A 19,610-nucleotide genomic window follows, 5' to 3' on the forward strand; every position below is an offset into this window, starting at 1 on the left:
TCTATGTAGTGCGAAAGTATATCTTTTTGTTGACTGCTATACCGGTGGAAGATTTTTCTCGTAAGGGATTTTGTTAGCCTGTTTACGCGCTATTATAAGCTAAAAGATTGGATGGATTTCGAGTCTAAAGTTATTGACTGTGTGTACTCATACCCTTACATTATGGGCTAATTTGCGGGGGGCGAATATGTCCAGAGAGGAGATTGGTCAATTTTTTGTTCGTTTCAAAGGGGCAATAATGGGTGTGGTACTGTTGGCATTATGTGCCTCAGGTATTGCGTTCTTCCTTGATAGCAGAAGCGAGAAGCAACGCATCAAAGATGGAGATGCCATTTATGATGTTTTGCGTCGAAATGATGGGTCTGTAGAGCAGAGGCTAGCCGAGGTTTCTAATACGTCTAAGGGTATAGTTGCGCGTTTGGCGAAGTTTAAGCTTGCGGCAGGACATGTGAGAAGCGGTAGTGTGGTATCTGCTAAGGAGTTGTACTACGATCTTGCTGCGGATACAGGGTTAACGCGGGAGTTACGGGAGCTAGCTGAGTATTTTGCAATTGTGCTTTCACTGGATGGAGAAGATATAGATGAGGCATTAGAAGAGAGGCTTGTGCGGCTTGCTTCGGGGAAGGATTCCATATACCGGTCGTCTGCGAAAGAAGCGCTTATTGTTTCCGAGCTTAGGAAGAATGACGTAGATGCTGCGGTATTGGTCATGAAAGAAGTTCTGGGTGATCCCGCTTTAAATATGGAGATAAGGAGAAACGTTGAGGGTCTATTGAGAGTATATGGCCATAAGTAAAGTTTTCATGCCTCTAATCCTTGAAACAAGGGTATTGAATGATTAGTTAGAGGTAAGATTCGGTTTGTAGTGTCGTGGAGTTTGTTGTGGCGGATATTGAAGAGTTAAAATTTGATGCGGAAGTAGGGAAGGTATTGAGTCTTGTTGTACATTCTCTGTACACAAATAAAGATATATTTCTAAGGGAGTTGCTCTCTAATGCTTCAGACGCCTGTGATAAGTTACGGCATGAGTTTTTGTCTAATCACGACCTTATGGAGGAAGGTGAAGAGCTAAAGGTGGTGATTAGCGTAGACAAGGATAGTAAGCAGCTTTCCATTTGTGACAATGGAATAGGTATGAATCGTGATGAGCTCATAGCAAATCTGGGTACTATTGCAAGTTCAGGTACGCAGCGGTTTTTGGAAGCTCTGGGTGGTGATAAGGCCAAGGGGTATGATCTCATCGGGAAGTTCGGTGTGGGTTTTTATTCCGTCTTTATGGTTGCTAGCGAGGTAGTGGTTGATACTTGCAGGGCAGGGGAAAGCGTTGGTTATAGGTGGAGATCTTCTGGTGATGGGGGATTTACTATAGAGAAGCTGGGTGAAGATGTTCCCAGAGGCACAAAGATAACTTTGACTCTTAAGGAAGACGAGTCAGGATTTTTGGATAAGTTCAGAATAGAGCATGTAGTTACTACATATTCTGATCATTTGGGTTATCCGGTATATTTTCTGGATGAGAAGGGTGAAGAGGAGAAGCTGAATAGTGGTATTGCTATTTGGACTAAGCCTAAGGCTGAAGTTACTGCTGCTGAGCATTTGGAGTTTTTCCGCTCTGTTGCCCATATAGGCAGCGAACCATGGATGGTGATTCACAATAAAAATGAGGGTGCTATTGAATATACTAACTTGCTGTATATTCCGTCGGTCAAGCCCTTTGATCTTTTTCACCCCGATAGAAGATGCTCTGTGAAGTTATATGTGAATAGAGTATTCATTACTGAGGACAACGTGCAAATCATACCTCAATATCTGAGGTTTATAAGGGGTGTGATAGATTCTTCTGATTTGCCTTTGAATATCAGCAGGGAAACTTTACAAAATAATCGCATAGTAGAGAAAATTAAGACTTCCGTTACTAAGAAAGTCTTGTCTGCTTTGAAAGAAAAGGCGGAAAGTGATCATGAGAGCTATAGCAAATTCTGGGAGAATTTCGGTCCTGTTCTCAAGGAGGGTTTGTGTGAAGCTATGGACACGGAATCACGCGAAGGTGTGCTTTCGGTCTGTAAGTTCCATACTAGTGCTTGTGCTGCGGGGGAGCTTGTAAGTTTGGCTGACTATATTTCCAGAATGAAGCCAGGGCAGGAGAGTATTTTCTATCTTTCAGGTGATGACTTAGAATCTACTAAAAGGAGCCCTCAGATTGAAAAGCTCGTGAGTAGCGGAATAGAGGTTATCCTGCTTGTTGATCCTGTAGATGATTTTTGGACTAGTGTTGTCTCCGAATATAAGGGGGTGCCGTTCAAGTCTGTTATGCGTGTTGGTGAGAAGGATCTTGAGAAGTGCATAGGTGCTAGTGACGACAGTGGTGATAAAACTAGTGAAGATAGTGGTGAATCTGCGTCAGATAAGGAGAGTATAGGTTCTTTTATCGAGTATTTGAAGAAGGTGCTCGATGGGGTAGTGAGTGATGTACGCGTTTCTAAGAAGCTTACTACAAGTTTGGTTTGTCTCGCAGTGCCTGATAATTCAATGGACATTCGAATGGAGAGGTTCTTAAGGGAGCAGAAGCAGCTGAATTACAAGGGTAACAGGATTTTGGAGATTAATATTGATCATCCTATAGCTAAGAGTCTCCTGAAAGAACATGAAGCGCGTGGCGAAAGTGAGCTTCTGAATGGAATAGTGCATTTGTTATATGACGAAGCGTGTATAATTGAGGGTGAGGAGATAAGAAGTACCGTTGATTTTGCGAGTCGTATAAATGGGGTGCTTGCTAAAATATTTTCTAGCAAGTAGGCATTTGTTTCTGGGGGAGAAGGGCTACTATGTGCGAGCTCTTTTCCCTTACGGAAGTGCATTAATGAACTCCGTGTTCTATTCTCCAATCTGAGTTCTGAATGGGGACCTAAGTTTCCTGGCTGTGGGTATCAGTAAAGTTTAAAGCATAAGGGTACCTGTGCAGTGGTCTTAGAAGTTAAAATCCAGAGAGGGGTGATCTAATAATCTGACACTTTTCTTCTTTATCCAGTTTTGTTACAGCCATTGTTCAAAAAGAATGTAGTGGTCATAGATTTTCACATATTACGGTATGTGATCTGTAGTAACACTGCTTGTAAATAGGGAGATATGACTAATAAAAATCAGGAAAATTTTTCCTATATGCTAGCTATACAAAGGATATAAAAAGCATCTCCGCTATAATATCTGTAAGGTTACCGTATATTGTTTTAAGAACTTGAAAGGTTGTTGTTAGGTACCCTGAAGCAAAGTACAATTAATAAGTGCTTGGGGATTTGATGTAGCACATATTTTAACTCGTTGCTAGTAAGGTCCTTAAATTAGTTTTTGCTGCAAAAAAATACTACTAGAAAAAAATACTACTAGCTATGCTACTAGCGCACCAGGAATAATAATTTCAGCATATTCTCGGTGGGGATACAGCACTCTTCTAATGGTAAAGAGGTGTATGTTTCTCCACATTATGTCACGAGCTGCCTCAGCAATGAGTTACGAATGCAGGACTCTTTCTCTGATAAGCAGCGGGCCGTTGATGCTGCTATTGGTCAGATAGAACGCGCTTTTGCGTGGATCTATTATGACGCTACGTAATAGCCCTGTAGAAGCTGATGAAGATTTACTACTTCTGCTGGAGATATGTGTTATGCGGTTAGTGTCATACTATTATACTGAGCCATGATCTAAGGATAGTCCAGTCATTGTAGGCCATACATCGGGATGTTGTCTGGAATACACGTGAACAGTAACTACTCAAAAAACTCAGGAGCACGGCTTGTTTTGTACTTCATCATGCATACTGTGCTGCAGTTAGGGTAGTGCTTGAGAGGCGCTGCTAGCATACATAATAACTCCGTGAATGCGAGCATGTTTTAAGAGATGCGCCTTTGTATGCGTCTGCGCAGGATTATTGCCGTATACCACCTCTTCAAGATCGCTCTCAGGGACGAGGGTCTTCATCATTGGTTATAGCAGATGAAAGATGCTGTGAAGCAACATCTGTATTTCCATCATTTTATAGAAGTGGCTGTAGAGTAACGTGGTGGTTCATGCCTAGAGGTTATACTAACGGGATCCTCTGAGCTACATGCCATAGTAAGATCTCTCATTTCATATGTAAAAGTATTGCTGGTGCTGCGATCTTCATAATTCCCCATATAGATATTAGGTCCCATCATACATAATAGGCATATTGGCACTGTCACTGAGAAAACTACCGAAAGTGGTATTATAAAGGCGCGGCAACTAGTGCTGTCCAAACAAAAGATACTAGATTTATTGTGAGTGATTTGAAGAGGTCGCTTATTGTAGCAGTATTCCTTTTTTCTCCCATAGCTCGCTGTTGAATCGCTTAAGGTGAGAGTATTGCTCAGCGATTTTTAGCCTTCTGTTTCTAATAGTTTTTTAACACGATTTTCTTTTTATACGCACTTATTTGTGCCTTAGCTAAGACATGCTAAAATTTATTAAGAATTCTTAATTCCTGATAGTGCCTCTGAAAAAACTAGGTTAACTAAGAGCTAAATTGCATTGTACCGAAGCAAAAGAGAATACAGTGGAGAGTTATACGCTCCATTTCAATTTGATTCCTAACATAGCATGAAACCCAACATCGAACTTCAGAAAAAGCTCCAGAGGCAATAGTGCAAACCTCTAGGTAAAAGCTGTATTACATACCTTAGTCAAGATTAAACAGTTTTTATGCGCTGCGTTTTCTCTTTATAACACATCCTTGTCTACACCCACATAGCCCTACAAACTTTACCGTCAAGCTTCACCTGTTCAAGTTTTTAGAATGTATCTGCAACTATATGTATTTTTTACTAGCCTACGTAACGATGTAACCCTCTATATTTCCTATAGTGCAGGTATACTGTTAGTCTAGTGATCCCGCAATAGATAGGAAAACCATTGAGAAATCTAGATTATTGTATTTTCAAGGGGCTAGAATTTTTTGTTAAGAAGTCGCTACGGAGCATCCAGATATCTGGTAAGTGCAATTCTTCTCTTCGGGTAACGGAATGAGATATACAAAGGTAAGGATACTGCCGCGTGTACCCTGTTTTAGTGCTGCCGTATAGATAAAACTGTACCACCAATGGTACTGTGTTGTCAGTCAACCCTTCTGAATTACTTAACTATTACATCAAAGCAGGTAAATTGTATTGAGTAATAATGAAGTTGCTAACTAGGTGTACTTTTGCGCCTTATAATGTACAAACAAAACGCTGCAGACGACATGCTTTGCAGAGTCTGATTCTGGATCGAGTACTGTATAGAAAGATATCAATCATCTGCTGTCTCGAAAGCGTAGCCTGAAAGCTTAACTACCTTAAGTAACCAACCATCCTTCGTAACAAGAGTAGTGCTCTTCCAATGCTCTGGATACAGCAAGACAGAGATGGGATTCCCTTAACAATCTTGCGCTTTCTCGTCGCAGAAGAAGACAAACTTGGCTTTTACGTCTGCATCATATCATAGAAATTAGAGCAGGGATTGGGCTATTAAGATACTTACGGCACTTCCGCATTTTTATGCACAATAAGTACATGAGTAAAGGATCCTTTGCAGATGCAATAAACACTCACGCGTATATGCCATATGCTACAATGAACAATCATATGAAATGGTGAATTGGGATGCTGCAAGGAATGGAAGATTGAGATGAAAGCATCTGTCGCAAAAGCTTTGGAAAATACATTGTAACATTAAGGTTTCAATCTCCTTGAGAAACTGTAAAGTACACAAAATTAGCGGCTGTTGCACAAGAAGTAAACTTTCACTCTGGATGTTAACTCTTTAAAGGCTAACGTACACCTGGTTAGCAACTCCATTATTACTCAATACAATTTACCTGCTTTGACGTTACGGTTAAGCAATGCGTTCAGGAGGTTTCGTTTGTTGTAATCAATTTGCTAGTGTGTTTGCAGATGCTGTAATATGTAGTGGTGCAAAAGCATACGACCAAGCAATATTTCACGAATGATCTTTATATAACGATCTCAACATAGGACGCGTTATTTAAGATAAATGGAGTGCTTCCAGTTTATTATTTCTGCAACACTGATAACGCAGATAGTTGCCGTTTAGGCACTTATAGCTCAAAAAACACTTGCCTGATAGGTTAAAAAACATACAATTAATTCTACCGGGGAGTGAATTCAGGTAGCCCCGCTCTACTTAAGATAAAGTGTGTGTGTTACCTAATGGTTATGCATTGACCGCAGAGCGGGGCCTAGCGGCTTAATTAATTTCTTAATCAAGCCACACCGCATTGTAGCTGCAGTGAGTTTCCTAGTCAATAGGGATATTAAATTTTTCCATTTCCATGAGGATGTATTTCTTCTTTGATGCCAAATACATCATATACATAGATAAGTATCTATTTGCGCTACTGTATGCCGCAATGTGGCTATTATTGCCTATGGTAGCGCATTTTGTGCCAAAAGCCTGGTTACTCTAGTTGTGTTGTACTATGTTCATACAGTTTTGCGCTATACAAAACATTTGCATATCTAATGTTATATTTATTAAATAAGTTTACCAAAAAATTTTTACTATATTATAATTTTTTAATTATGCAATCTCAAAATATCTTACTTTTTAAGTATATCGCACCTATGTGTGATGTCTTTAATTTTCTAGATGCCATGTCTCATTAGTCACTACTCTGCTGACTTGTGGCAGATATAATGTGGTGCATTAATAAGAATTTAATTAATAAACTTCTATGCTTAGGCATCTAACATCTTATGGCTTTTATTTCAGTAAGTTACAACATTTGAAGTTTTTACCCCGAGAGGTTTTTAAGGCATTTGCGATACTGTAGTTAAAATTAACTGCTAGAAATGGATTGTGAGTATTGGCTTATTTTGCGTAGTCATTTAAGTATTCAGGACTTATAGAGATACCATTCAAAGGGGGATTTTATGAGAATCCGCAACTTCTATAGCGTAAAAGCAGTGAGCACGTTGATATTTTCTCATTATAGTACTGGCAGCTTTGTCCACTCACCTCCTTAAATGATAGGGAGGTGATATAACTTCTGTGCGGTAAAAACCGGTTACTGTGCCGGCTAAAAATTGATGCAGTTCTACCCGCTTGGGTGGTAGAACTTCCCCGCAAAAATGTACCTCTACTCCATTGGGTGTTGTTCCTATTCCAGGTGCAACACCTTAAGACGGATCAGCCTAATAATATTGTGCGCGGTATGACGCGCATGATACAGGTGCGTTAAAAGCATTGAATAATCAGCAAGTTGGTACTTTTTTAAAGATTCGTACGACATACGAATAGTTTCTACATGCGCAAGAAGCAAATCTAGGCGCTTTAGGCATTGTACATGAGCGAGGGCCGTAGAAGTGTTTTTTATTAGGTATGCTGGCTACTTTTTCTTAAATAATTTTATATTGCTTCTAAATAGTAAAGTGATCGGTATAAGCACAGCCACTTGTCATATAATACCTTCATTGACTATAAGAAAAGCAGCACATAGTGCAATTCCTGTTTTACCAAATCCAGCATCACCGCATATTAGCCGTCTATGACTTTGCCACCACTTGCATGGTCATTAGCTGCTATGGCTTTCAGCTGGGCTTCTGTTTCGACATAAGGGCATTCTTTGCAAAAGTCTATGTACAAGAGCTGGGTAGAAATCTACTTCCGTTAGCTAATTTACGCATATCTTTGGAATGTAAGAGGGTTTTTGCAAGATCATTTATGCGCTTTTTCAGCTATAAGACATTTAGAAAACTAACATATATTCTGTGCGTGAAAACATCTTCCAAAGAGTATGTAACCGATATCGCGGTGGAGGTGTTAACTTTCTATGGCTAAGGAGATTTTGATTAACATGGGTAGCATATCAATGAATATGCTTAGGTATTATAACTTTTTTGAATTCTCCATTTTCTCATATCATAAGCCATCGAGGTTTTGCTTGTAGCCGATAAACGGCACTTATATACCTTGTGTATAGATTATGATGGTAGCTTCTGGGTATACTGCTAATAACGCTGTAAGCTCTCAGGACGCATTTATCAGCATTGTTACATCATAAAAAAACCCTACAAATCATGTAAGATGAGTGATGCTTCTGCATATTACGCGAGCTATACCATGCATGACTGGGCATTAGGAGCTCTCACATAGTTTTTGCAGATGTGGGGGGAATATTGCGCCAATTACATACGCACAAAAATTCCTGACTGATACCTAAAATATACAAATTAATAAACTTAGGTATGTGTACTTAACCTGTGACTTGATCCTTCTAAATAATGCAACTCAAGCTTTAGATCACCTAACCAAGGTATCGGTCTATTGTGCGTTTCAGAGTTACGTCAATTTTCCACCATTAGGAGCATCATAGCTCCGATCCTGTTACCGTGTATCACCTGTAGGTAATGCTTACCCTTTAAAATTTCACTTCTCAAAAACACATACTAAATTGCTGGTTTTTTGTTGCTTACTCAGCTTGCCTGGAGTGGGATGCAGGTTTTTTGTGAGTTTGCTAGTTACGTATATTCTCTGCCGTTGAGAACACAATTATTATGACGCCATTGTTGTGTGTCACAGGTGACTAATGCTCATCTTATAAAAGTTTCACTTTTTCAAAAACGTCATATCGGCTTTTGGGGAATTATTTGGCTCTGCTTGCCTGAGTGGGATGCAGGCCTTTTGTAAGTTTTCTAGTTACGTATATTCTCTGCCGTTGGGAACACAATTATTATGATGCCAGTGTTGTGTGTTACAGGTGACTAATGCTTATCTTATAAAAGTTTCACTTTTTCAAAAACGTCATATCGGCTTTCGGGGAATTATTTGGCTCTGCTTGCTTAGTCGTTTTACATTATAGAAAAATGTCTGTTGCTAAGCAGATGTAAAACGTCATGCTCTTCATTGATTAACGTACTAGCGCCGTGTGGTCATTGAAACATGCACGGATGTACAGCAGTAATATCTTATGGGTACGCTAGTAGCAACAGAAATAATAGTAATCTTGCAGGGTATTTGACTATATCTTATCGTATCACCCATATGTTGCGTAACCTGGTTTTTTTACAATATACGATCAGGGAAATCGGATAGTAGTGATGCGCGCACGGGCATCAAGCAATAATACTCCATGGGAGTACCATAACGATATAAGGGTATTTGATAGCACTTCATCTGTTATCTATTAAACCGATTTTTCGTCAATCTTATAGCAGTAGAAAATATGACATCTTACCCGGAGGAAGAGCAGTGCTATTTTCGCTATCGCAACGAACATCGAACTATGCTTCAATGGGTTCTTTGCTTGAGAGATTTTGCCTTGCAGGGAGGAATTCTATCATTGAGTGATGAGTTCAGAGGTAATACGACGGGCATGTTCTGCTCTCATATTCATAGAGGAATCTTTGCCTCATATGCCCATCAATAATTGACAAGAATGTCACGCAGATAATAGCCTTTATATAAGGAAAGCAAAAGACCTGAAAAGGCTGCCGAGAAGCTACTGAAGCATTAATAGAATGCCTGTTATGTGTATACGATGGTGAGGCAAGTAGTCAGACTGGAAATTGCCGTAACGGAAAGCTAAGGCACTACTACTGAAAGCAAAGTTGATAGGGGTTTTTGCGATCAAAGTACGATGTGATAATAATGCTCAGTTACTCTTTAGTATTCATGCACGTAACGTAGTTTGCGACTCTTTAAGATAGTCTGCTACGCGTTTTGCTAGTTTTAAACTAATTCCAGGAACCTTGCTTATTTCCTCCACTCGAGCATGTTTCATTGCTTGAATGGAACCAAAATAAGCTAGTATTGCTTTGCCTTTAGTTTTTCCAATACCTGGAATATCATTAAGGAGTGTAGAGAATTGCAGCTTACCATCACGGCTTTTTCTATGAGAAGTTATGGCAAATCTGTGTGCTTCGTCACGTAATCTACAAAGAAAGTGCATAAGCTTACTCGCTGGATCTAAAGACAGCTTTTCTCCATTTGAAAGATAAAAAACCTCTGTGCCAGCTACGCGTCCAGGACCCTTTGCAATACATGCAAACGGTATACCCAGGCGCGATAGTTCGCCATATACTGCTGATCTCTGGCCGCGACCTCCATCAATTAGGATAAAATCAGGCAATACATCTGGTATCTCTTTAAACCTGCGGGAGATAACTTCATGCATCATAGAGCAATCATCACCGTTGGTTACGGTATTTATCTTAAACTTCCTATACTCTTTTTTTAGGAGACCATCTTTTCCGCACACTACCATGACTCCATACGGATGAGTGCCAGAAATGTGGCTATTATCGTATATCTCTATTCTTTCAGGCGCTTTCAGTAAATCAAAAAATGTGGCAAATTCTTCTAAATCTGTATCTTGCGCAGTATTTCGTACCCTACGATTTAAGGCTTCCATAGCGTAATTCCGAGCTAATCCCATAGCTTTCAATTCATCTCTAGTAGCGGGAAGCCTAATATCTACTTCGCGCTTCATAAGCTGCTTAATGGCAGTGCTCATTATGTTAGTGTCATAATCGGAAGGCAGGTCTACATAGACTACAGAAGGAAAATCATTGTATATTTGCAACATAAACATATTTACAATATCTGCGTCTGATGCATTACCGACGCTTTCTATAAAATAAGGCTGGCTTCCGTAATTTACTCCATCTCTAAAAAAAACCACTTGCATACAGTATAAGTCTTGGCGTTTGTAAACGGCTATGAAGTCCACATCACCATGTATTCCCGTCTGAAATCCCATGCATTCCTTCATGGATTTGAGAGCATGCAGCCTATCACGGCATACTATAGCACTTTCATAATCTTGATTATTGCTAAACCTGCACATCATCTCAAACAGCTCGCACTGTATTTCTTTACTCTGTCCCGTGAGGGCTTTGTGGGCCATTTGTACCGCTTTTGCGTAATCTTCTTCTGTGATTTTTTGCATGCAGGGCGCTGAGCAATTTTTAATTTCGTACTCAATGCATGGTCTGGCTCTTGTAGCGAAAAAGTTATCCGGACACGACCGTAGTAGAAACGCTTTTTTGATTGTTGCAATTATGTGCCTTGTCATGACAGACGATAAAAATGGGCCGTATAATCCGGTATAGCGTCCCTCGGATCTCTTTTCTCTATGAAGTACGATACGGGGATATTTATGCTTTGAAAACAATATATAAGGATAAAATTTATCGTCCCTCATGATTATATTGTACTTTGGCTTCAGGGACTTTATCAGCTTTGCTTCCAGTAGCAGCGCTTCTGTTTCATTCTCTGTTACGGTAATTTCCAGTCTGACGATCTGCTTCACCATCGTATACACATTAACAGACATTCTATTAATGCTTAAGTAGCTACTCAGCCGCTTTTTCAGGTCTTTTGCTTTCCCTACATAGAGTAGGCGGTCTTCTGTGCCAAACATCTTGTATACTCCGGGAACGCTTTTCCGGACAGAACATGTAGCTTTTTTTAGAGCGTAAAAAGCGTCATTCAAGCGTTCATTTGAGTTTTTCACGATATTTCTACATATTCTTAATGGTGCCTTTATGTGATTATAACTTATAACAGTTTTGTGGTCTTCAACGCAGAATACACGCTTTTATTATGGGATAAGAGTACGCATTGATATTGTATCAGTTTTTGACGAACGCTATTACCATTTCGGAACCATATAGAAAGCAAATAAATTCACTCAGGAATCATGAATTGTACTGCAACCTGTGCTTAAGCAAAGATGCGCAATGTGCCTGTGCTGGATATTAATGAGCTTGGCTGTTAGGTTATGCAGAGGAGGTAAAAACATGCAATCCTGCGCATACGTTGTAAGCATTCGGTCAATTAGGCGGAAAAAAATAGCGCTCCACACTCATAACGAAATTATCATGCAAAATGCGATCTATAAAATTAGCCTTCTCTAATATACTGGTACAATATGATATATATGTCATACTTACTAGTAGAAATGTTGCATTAATACTCAAAGGAATATTACTCATTTCGTTGATGGGTGAGCTAAGCTGCGACACCTCCTCCAGAGCATGTGTAGGAACGTTAAAGTTAAGCTTAGGCATGCCACTATACTAATATAATAAAGGATTCGCCATTATAGAGGGGTACATGCTTACAGGAACCATGTGAGTAACAGGTCGCTTTGTGAGGTGATTAGTGGAGTTATTAATGGGTGTCCCGATATTGAGCGCATATTGACTAGGATAAAGTTTTCCAAAATGAGGGGTACACATACCGACTGTAGCCATTGGGCGTGAATCTTCGCTACATGATAGGGAAAGATAAAGTGTGACACTCTAGAGTAGGCAAGCCGTTAGCATATGAATGCACTAGGTTGTGTGCTGTCCCGGTGGTGCTCAGAGTTTATATTTGAGCTTGTTTTGGGCATGCAAAGAGTATTAGAGTGCCAGAGCATAAAACTGACACCAGGAATAGGTGCTTCTCTGTGGATCTATGATCAACGTGATGATACAAAGAGCACGTGGCGACTAGCAGACAGCAATCCTGGAATCACAAAATGATAGAGCATGCATTTTCGCTAGTGTGAGTCATGAGGCAAAAACTATACTAATGCTCCGCACATAGATGAGCACGTAAGAATTTGCTGTGCGTAATTTAAATTCAAGCATGTTTTTTTCAGAGCATTTGTTGCTATTTGTCTCTATGCAAAAAATTTAAGACTGAAGTGCCAGAGCATAAAACTGACACCAGGAATAGGTGCTTCTCTGTGGATCTATGATAAACGTGATGATACAAAGAGCACGTGGCGACTGGCAGACAGCAATCCTGGAATCATTAGTAGAGCATGCATTTCCACTGGTATGAGGCAAAAACTATACTAATGCTCTGTACATAGATGAGCGCGTAAGAATTTGCTATTTTCGTGGCGCCATTCAATGCCGGGCTATTACCCATAGCATGTGGTGTTATTGATTTAATACAGGTAAGAAATAAAAAGTTTAAGGTGGATTCTGATATACACGCTAAGCATTGTACTGCCTATTCCACTGGCATACTAAGGACTTAGGCTGCAATCTTATATGCTTACAAAGACTATAGAAAGAACTAGGGAACGGTAAGTATGTGCGCAGCTATCGACATACACATATCACCATCTAGCTCTTGGAAGAAAGCTACGTGTAGAGATCTCCATACAGTTATGTATGGTATTGCCAGCATATACCGTATTGCCCATTAGTTGCCTTAGTTCTATAGATTCGGCGCTGATGTTTTGGTAGGAGATTCCGGCAGCAATATGATATCAGCAAGATGTTGACAACCAGCTATAAATTGTAAATGTGGGCTATTGGGCTATTGGGCTATTGGGCTATTGGGCTATTGGGCTATTGGCTATTGGGCTATTGGGCTATTGGGCTATTGGGCTATTGGGCTATTGGGCTATTGGGCTATTGGCTATTGGGCTATTGGGCTATTGGGCTATTGGGCTATTGGGCTATTGGGCTATTGGGCTATTGGGCTATTGGGCTATTGGGCTATTGGGCTATTGGGCTATTGGGCTATTGGGCTATTGGGCTATTGGGCTATTGGGGGCTATTGGGCTATTGGGCTATTGGGCTATTGGGGATTTAGACCGCATTTCTAGTACGCTTGCAAAAGCGATGGAAAGAAAGGGGATGCTAAAAATGTATTCGCAGACATCTACACATATATCACCATCTAGCTTTTGTAAGAAAGCTACGTGTAGAGATCTTCCATACAGTTATCCATGGTATTTCCAGAATATTCCGTATTGCCCATTAGTTGTCTTAGTTCTATAGATTCGGCTCCGATGTTTTGGTGGGAGATTACAATATCCGTATGTCCTTAATCTTATTATAAGCAAGAGGCTATCAATCTAGGTGGAAAAAAAACAAAGCACTTCGATGAAAGGGCCTTTCGAATATTTTACGAGGCTTTGAAGCGCATACTTCGTGAATGTAGAAAATACGGTGATTGTCTGATATAGGAGCAATGACTCCCAGATAGTATGTTTGCCGTTTGGGTTGCTCGTCCGAGAGTTCAAGAATTACTAGGTTTCTGGCAAGTGGCACACTGGAACTTCGTGATTGTATTACTTGTTTATGTGGTATAGAATCGCGTTTTATTCTCCAAAAAAAGTTCTTATGACAAGGGGTCTGTATATAGAGTCCTACGGGTGTCAGATGAATGTGTACGACGCTCTAATGATGGAAGATCTGCTAAGGCCTGTGGGCTATGCTGCAGTTTCGCGTCCAGAAGATGCTGACATAATATTGATTAATACTTGCCACATAAGGGAAAAGGCGTCTGAGAAGCTTTACTCTACCCTCGGGCGTATGCGCGTAATAAAAAAGGAAGAGTGTATTCTGATAGTTGCGGGTTGTGTGGCACAGGCTGAGGGCGAAGCTGTGTTTGAACGTGCGCCGTACGTGAATGTGGTTGTTGGGCCGCAGGGGCTGCATACTCTGCCAGAACTCATAATGAAGGTAAAAAGGGATAAGAAGCAGATCAACATAGAGTTCCCAGTGGTCTCTAAGTTTGACGCAATTTCAATAGATAGAAAGGCTAATGGAGGGGTTTCTGCATATGTCTCCATTCAGGAAGGTTGCGATAAATTTTGTACTTTCTGTGTAGTACCTTATACAAGAGGGCCGGAGTATTCTCGTGATGTAGAAGCTATATTGGAAGAGGTAAAACAACTTACTGATAGAGGTACAAAGGAGATAGTCCTAATAGGGCAGAACGTTAATGCCTACCATGGAACGTACAAAGGTAATGAGTGGGATTTAGGGAAGTTAATTCAAAAGGTATCACTAATAGACGGAGTTGAGAGAATACGGTACACAACCTCGCACCCCAGGGATATGCATCCTTCTTTATATGAGGCTCATAGAGACGAGAAGAAACTGGCACCGTTTGTGCATTTACCCGTGCAGTCTGGTTCTGATGCGATATTACGAAAGATGAATCGCAAGCACACTGCTGAAGAGTATCTTCGAGTGGTTGAGCAATTGAAAGACTCGAATAAAAATATGGCTCTGTCTTCAGATTTTATAGTTGGTTTTCCTGGTGAGACTGAAAAAGACTTTGAAGAGACTATGAAGCTGGTAGAAAGCGTTGGCTTTGCCTTGTCGTATAGCTTTAAGTATAGCCCAAGGCCTGGTACTCCTGGTGCTGAGTATTCTAATCAGGTACCAGAGGAAGAGAAGAGCGCGCGTTTGGCTGCCTTGCAGGGCCTACTTACAAAACAGCAATTGCAGTTCAATAAGAGTATGGAGGGCAGGGTAATGGATGTCTTAGTAGGTGATCCTAGTAGCATGCGGAGCGATAGGATTTTTGGAAAAAGTGAATATACTCAGTCTATACACATATCGGCTCCAAGCGGATCAGAAGACTGTTTTAATAGGATGGTTAGGGTTGAAATACTGCATGGACGGCAGAATTCTCTGGAAGGGACTGTGTTGTCTAATGCAAACTAGCATTATTTTATTAGCGGACGTGTATTGTTTTGATCTAATCAGAGCTAAATCCATGAGTCGTACCACTACATTACTGTTATGACAGCATTGTTCTTTGGTTGCGATATTGTCGCTCATTAGTATTGCTTTTATGGGGGATACTGAGTAGGGAGGGAACGGCTTGCCATAAAAAGCTCTACAACTACTAAAGGTATAAAGAAGTTGTATTAGCAGGGGTTGATGCCGATTCTTCAACCGACAGGTCATCCCATCTTGAACCATGCGCTGGCTCAAGCAGATCAGGTTCAGCGGCCTGTTCTACGATGCAATGCTCGGAAGCTTGCATGATTCCGTTACGAAGCCTAGTTCGCGCCTTGGTATGACAGCGATTCGGTAAGTCAGACGTATCTACTCTATCAAGAGCTTCCCGCGCAGCATGCAAGCACCCAAGAGTCACTCAATGAGTTACTTCTGCCATGGATGCACCGATATCACTACTGGATGCAGTATACGATTATGGCAATTCAACTGGCAGAAGTTAGCAATCATCCTTGCAGTAGTGCAATCATTTGACTCTAACACTGTACAACATCTGCAGTGCATGGAGGGAATGCAGGAGCTTCCCGCACAGCATGCAAGCATCCAAGAGTCACTCAATGAGTTGCTTCTGCCATGGATGCACCGATATCACTACTGGATACAGTTACAGATTATGGCAGTTCAGCTGGCAGCAGTTAGCAATCATTCTAGCAGTAGTGCAATCATTTGACTCTAACACTGTACAACATCTGCAGTGTATGGAAGGAATGCAGGAGCTTTCCGCACGGCACGCAAGCACCCAAGAATATCACTTAATGGTTACTTTCTCCCATGTGGTTGCACCTATACATTATACTCTTGCAAACACAACCTTAATCCTATACAGCCAAGTATTACATTTTAGGACGCCACCTCTGGCAATTCATCCTATATGACCGCAGTGTTTGTATTTCAGCAGGTCTGAAGCCTGACGAAAGATTAGAGACGCACTGACACCCCAAAATCCGAAGGCATGACTCAATACAAGTGCTAACTACCTCTACAAAGTACACAAAAGCTTCTAAGCTCAAACAACCGGAATCCTCGGGGGATGGCAAGGCTTGTCCTAAGCGCAAACCATAAACCAGATTTATCTAGCACAAGCAAACTGGGAGGTCGAAGCTGTATTCTGAAACAAAGAGGAACCTTACTAGCTCAAGGCGCTAGATAAGGTGTGGCTTCGTTTAAAAATGACATAACTACGAACTTATCTCTGGAGATTCGAAACACATTACAACTTTTGATTATCCGGGTACTTAACCTATGTCGCAGAAATGCACTCGTCTGTATCAAATGAAAAATTCGCAGTTGTAGACCTTGATGTTTGCGAGATTTGCAATACGTTTATTCTAGACGTGTCCTCATGATAGCAGGAACTTTTACGGAGATATAACGCATTTATTAGCGGTATTTATCATTACGAGCCAGATAGATGTTCAAGTAGTAGAACTCTGGAGCAGGTATACGCAACAATTGTCGGGAAGTTTTTTGGATGATCATCTATTTTCATTACTACGAGGAGAGCGTGTATATAGCATGAAATTAACCAGGAGATAGTAAAGTAAGGCCACTACAGACATAACTACTAGCATGTCTGATAACCTGTAGAATTGAGATAGCAGAGTTAAAATCAACACAATTATCCCAGAAAGCACGCACATGCACCCATTGACAAAAGCGCAGTACGTGGTGATTAGTCTTATATCTACCAACTCTCTTCCTGCAGAGAATGCTACCATGTGTCCTCCAGAGGCAAAACCGAAGATACTTGCCACGAGGCAAGCCGCATAGGCTACCCAGTTTTTTTCAGGATGTAATGCTTCGACAGCCTGTATTAATGTAGTGACTAGCAGTAAGCTGCCGCTTTGAAGCAAACTGGATCCCCAAAAAATATGCTTACTTTTTACTTTGAGGAAAGAAGAATAAGCCCAGCAGAAAAAGGGAGCTCCTATAGCGAAGCCTGTCCACATGCATAAGGATGCCACACTACCTAGTGTTGCGCTTGCTTTGTATAATAAAACTCCTGCGACAGAGAAAAATATTCCAAACTCCATACCTCCTATTAGAGACACTAATACTACTCTAGAGTTAAATAGCATCTTGTATATAGAGCTAAGTATGTCTGAGAATTTTATGTTCTTTTTCGCTGAGCAATACACTGCAGGATTACTAGCAGTGCATAAGATTGTAATAAATACCGTAAATTGAAAAGCTGCTATTGACCATACCAGAAAATTAAAGTTTTGCTTTAAAAATTGTTCATAATATGTAGAAATATACCAAACTATGGCGTAGCACATGCTGTAGCTTGCTTGAGCAAAGCCAAACATAATTCCTGCAATAGATTCTTTAAAAAATCCATTGCATAGGTATCCAATCCCTATAAAAGCAAATGACGCTCCGAATGTTAAAAAAAACTGCGAAACTGTAAGCATGATAGGAAAATTGAGATCATCAGTGTATATCTGTAGTACCATGCCAATGAAAACACACAAAGCTGCTGAAGGTAAGGAAAGCTTGGATCCTGCGTAGTCGATAATAGAACCTGAGAAAAGTTGAAACACAGAGAAAAGGCACATGTGCGTGAACAACAGTGTGGCAACTCTAACTTCACTGTGAAGTACTTCTTGACCAAAAGCTGTGTACATCCACTCAAAACAGCATATTGATAGTAACATCATCACCGCTGCAGCCCAGAAAATTCCTTGAGAATGTCTAATGGGCATAAGAGGGGAATCCTTTCGTATGATAGCCATAAATCTTAGCTTTTTTGTAAAAAATCCGAACCTGTGAAAAGTACTCATGCTACTTTCCACGGTAAGCGCAGAATATATAGTATGTATTCACGATTTGCAGCAAACTCGTTAGTAAAATATACCTATTAAATAGCTGTAAGAAGCCTACACATACCTAGTTACACTACAAAGCATGGGGCAAACTTTTAAATGAGCTGTGGTGAAGCGCGCTTTTCTTATAAACTACAAGAAATAAATACGCTCTCAAACATCTGAGCAATCTGATTGAGAAGCACCGTAGTAAGCAGGTGGAGTTCTCGAGAATAATTCTGCGATCCTGCCCACTACTACACATATTCAATACTATATTTTCTATACCCTTATCAGAGCGCAGCGGAATGCGCCAGTGAAAAGCCTATCCTGACTCTGATAACTATAAATTAGTAATACGTAAGGGAAGAAAAATAGGGTTTTCGGAAAATAACTCCGCGACACTACACACAACAAGACCATATCGTATTGAACCGCATACAACAACCCTAAGAACATGCTGTATCTACTCAAATACTATATCTAGACTATTATTAGAGTTAGTAGGAACAGCAGCAGGGAAGGGATTTTTCTGGGATGACTTAATCTATGGAGCAGCCTATGCTTCCAGCAGTAGTAGACGTTTTGAAATTTACAATGATGTCGCTTCAAAAGTTGTAAGGAATGCCATGCAATTCGCTATTGTGACATGTCGTATCATCGCTTTGGTAAAGCATAGAACGCTTTTTGATTAGATTGATTATTAGTGAGTGGTGCATCTAAGCTATTCAGGCAGCCATGCACTTGTACGTAAATTGCTGCATATATATTCAAAAATACACTTTATGATAAGTGCACGCGCATGTGCCGAAACTCATTCTAGAAGGCTAAACTCTGGCGATAAATACATATGCTTGCTTTGTAATCATACCACAAACCGATGCGGCAATGACTATACTTTCAACGACATGAAGGTGTGGGAGGTTAGTTCAGTGATAATGCGCTAACATTATCTAAAACCTGTACGCAAATGGTGCTATCGTTGCTTACTGTATTCTTCAAGAATGCTTTTTTCAAGGAGAAATAATCTAGTGCTAAGATATGGCAGTTATTTCGTATGATAAATGCTGCTATATAAAGTATTCCTTTAGCATAGTAAGCAGCGATAAAAACAACAAAGGTTCTGCAGAATTAAGAATACATCAGTGTTGTATCCTACAATTTGTGATGCAAAGTATTCCGAAGATACAGAGGTAAAACATCATCATTCAAAGCAGGCTTTTTTGAGGAAGCTTTGAGGTCGAGAATA

The 19,610-nt window shown here is 40.4% G+C and carries 7 protein-coding genes and 1 pseudogene; 4 read left to right on the forward strand and 4 right to left on the reverse strand.

Going from position 1 to position 19,610, the window contains the following annotated elements; all coding sequences use genetic code 11:
- Window positions 1-187 precede the first annotated feature (187 nt).
- Complete coding sequence (locus tag APHWEB_RS04315; protein ID WP_011450983.1) at window positions 188-796, forward strand: hypothetical protein; 609 nt, start codon at window positions 188-190, stop codon at window positions 794-796.
- Between the two features lie 86 nt (window positions 797-882).
- Window positions 883-2,796 (forward strand): molecular chaperone HtpG, encoded by a 1,914-nt coding sequence (gene htpG / locus APHWEB_RS04320; RefSeq protein ID WP_011450982.1) that lies wholly within the window; start codon window positions 883-885, stop codon window positions 2,794-2,796.
- Window positions 2,797-5,214: 2,418 nt separating this feature from the next.
- On the opposite strand, the pseudogene APHWEB_RS07165 reads toward htpG, so the two are convergent.
- Together APHWEB_RS07165 and uvrC are read right to left on the reverse strand one after the other, a co-directional pair.
- Window positions 5,215-5,403: pseudogene (locus tag APHWEB_RS07165) on the reverse strand (hypothetical protein); the annotation flags it as partial.
- A 4,279-nt stretch (window positions 5,404-9,682) separates the two neighbouring features.
- Entirely contained in the window at window positions 9,683-11,527 is a 1,845-nt protein-coding gene (gene uvrC, locus APHWEB_RS04330; protein WP_052342475.1) for an excinuclease ABC subunit UvrC, read from the reverse strand.
- Between the two features lie 1,792 nt (window positions 11,528-13,319).
- Between uvrC and APHWEB_RS06485 the strand changes: the two genes are divergently transcribed.
- Window positions 13,320-13,799, forward strand: a complete 480-nt coding sequence (locus APHWEB_RS06485; protein WP_155370114.1) for a hypothetical protein — start codon at window positions 13,320-13,322, stop codon at window positions 13,797-13,799.
- A 345-nt stretch (window positions 13,800-14,144) separates the two neighbouring features.
- Entirely contained in the window at window positions 14,145-15,479 is a 1,335-nt protein-coding gene (miaB, locus tag APHWEB_RS04345; RefSeq protein ID WP_011450970.1) for a tRNA (N6-isopentenyl adenosine(37)-C2)-methylthiotransferase MiaB, read from the forward strand.
- Window positions 15,480-15,663: 184 nt separating this feature from the next.
- Here miaB and APHWEB_RS04350 read toward each other — a convergent pair whose 3' ends face one another.
- Entirely contained in the window at window positions 15,664-15,900 is a 237-nt protein-coding gene (locus APHWEB_RS04350) for a hypothetical protein (protein WP_133121417.1), read from the reverse strand.
- Window positions 15,901-17,032: 1,132 nt separating this feature from the next.
- Window positions 17,033-18,262 carry a hypothetical protein gene (locus APHWEB_RS04355; protein WP_044104273.1) on the reverse strand — a complete coding sequence of 410 codons (1,230 nt, stop codon included), beginning with the start codon at window positions 18,260-18,262 and terminating at the stop codon, window positions 17,033-17,035.
- Between the last annotated feature and the right edge of the window lie 1,348 nt (window positions 18,263-19,610).

The sequence above is a fragment of the Anaplasma phagocytophilum str. Webster genome, assembly GCF_000964685.1.
Taxonomy (GTDB): domain Bacteria; phylum Pseudomonadota; class Alphaproteobacteria; order Rickettsiales; family Anaplasmataceae; genus Anaplasma; species Anaplasma phagocytophilum.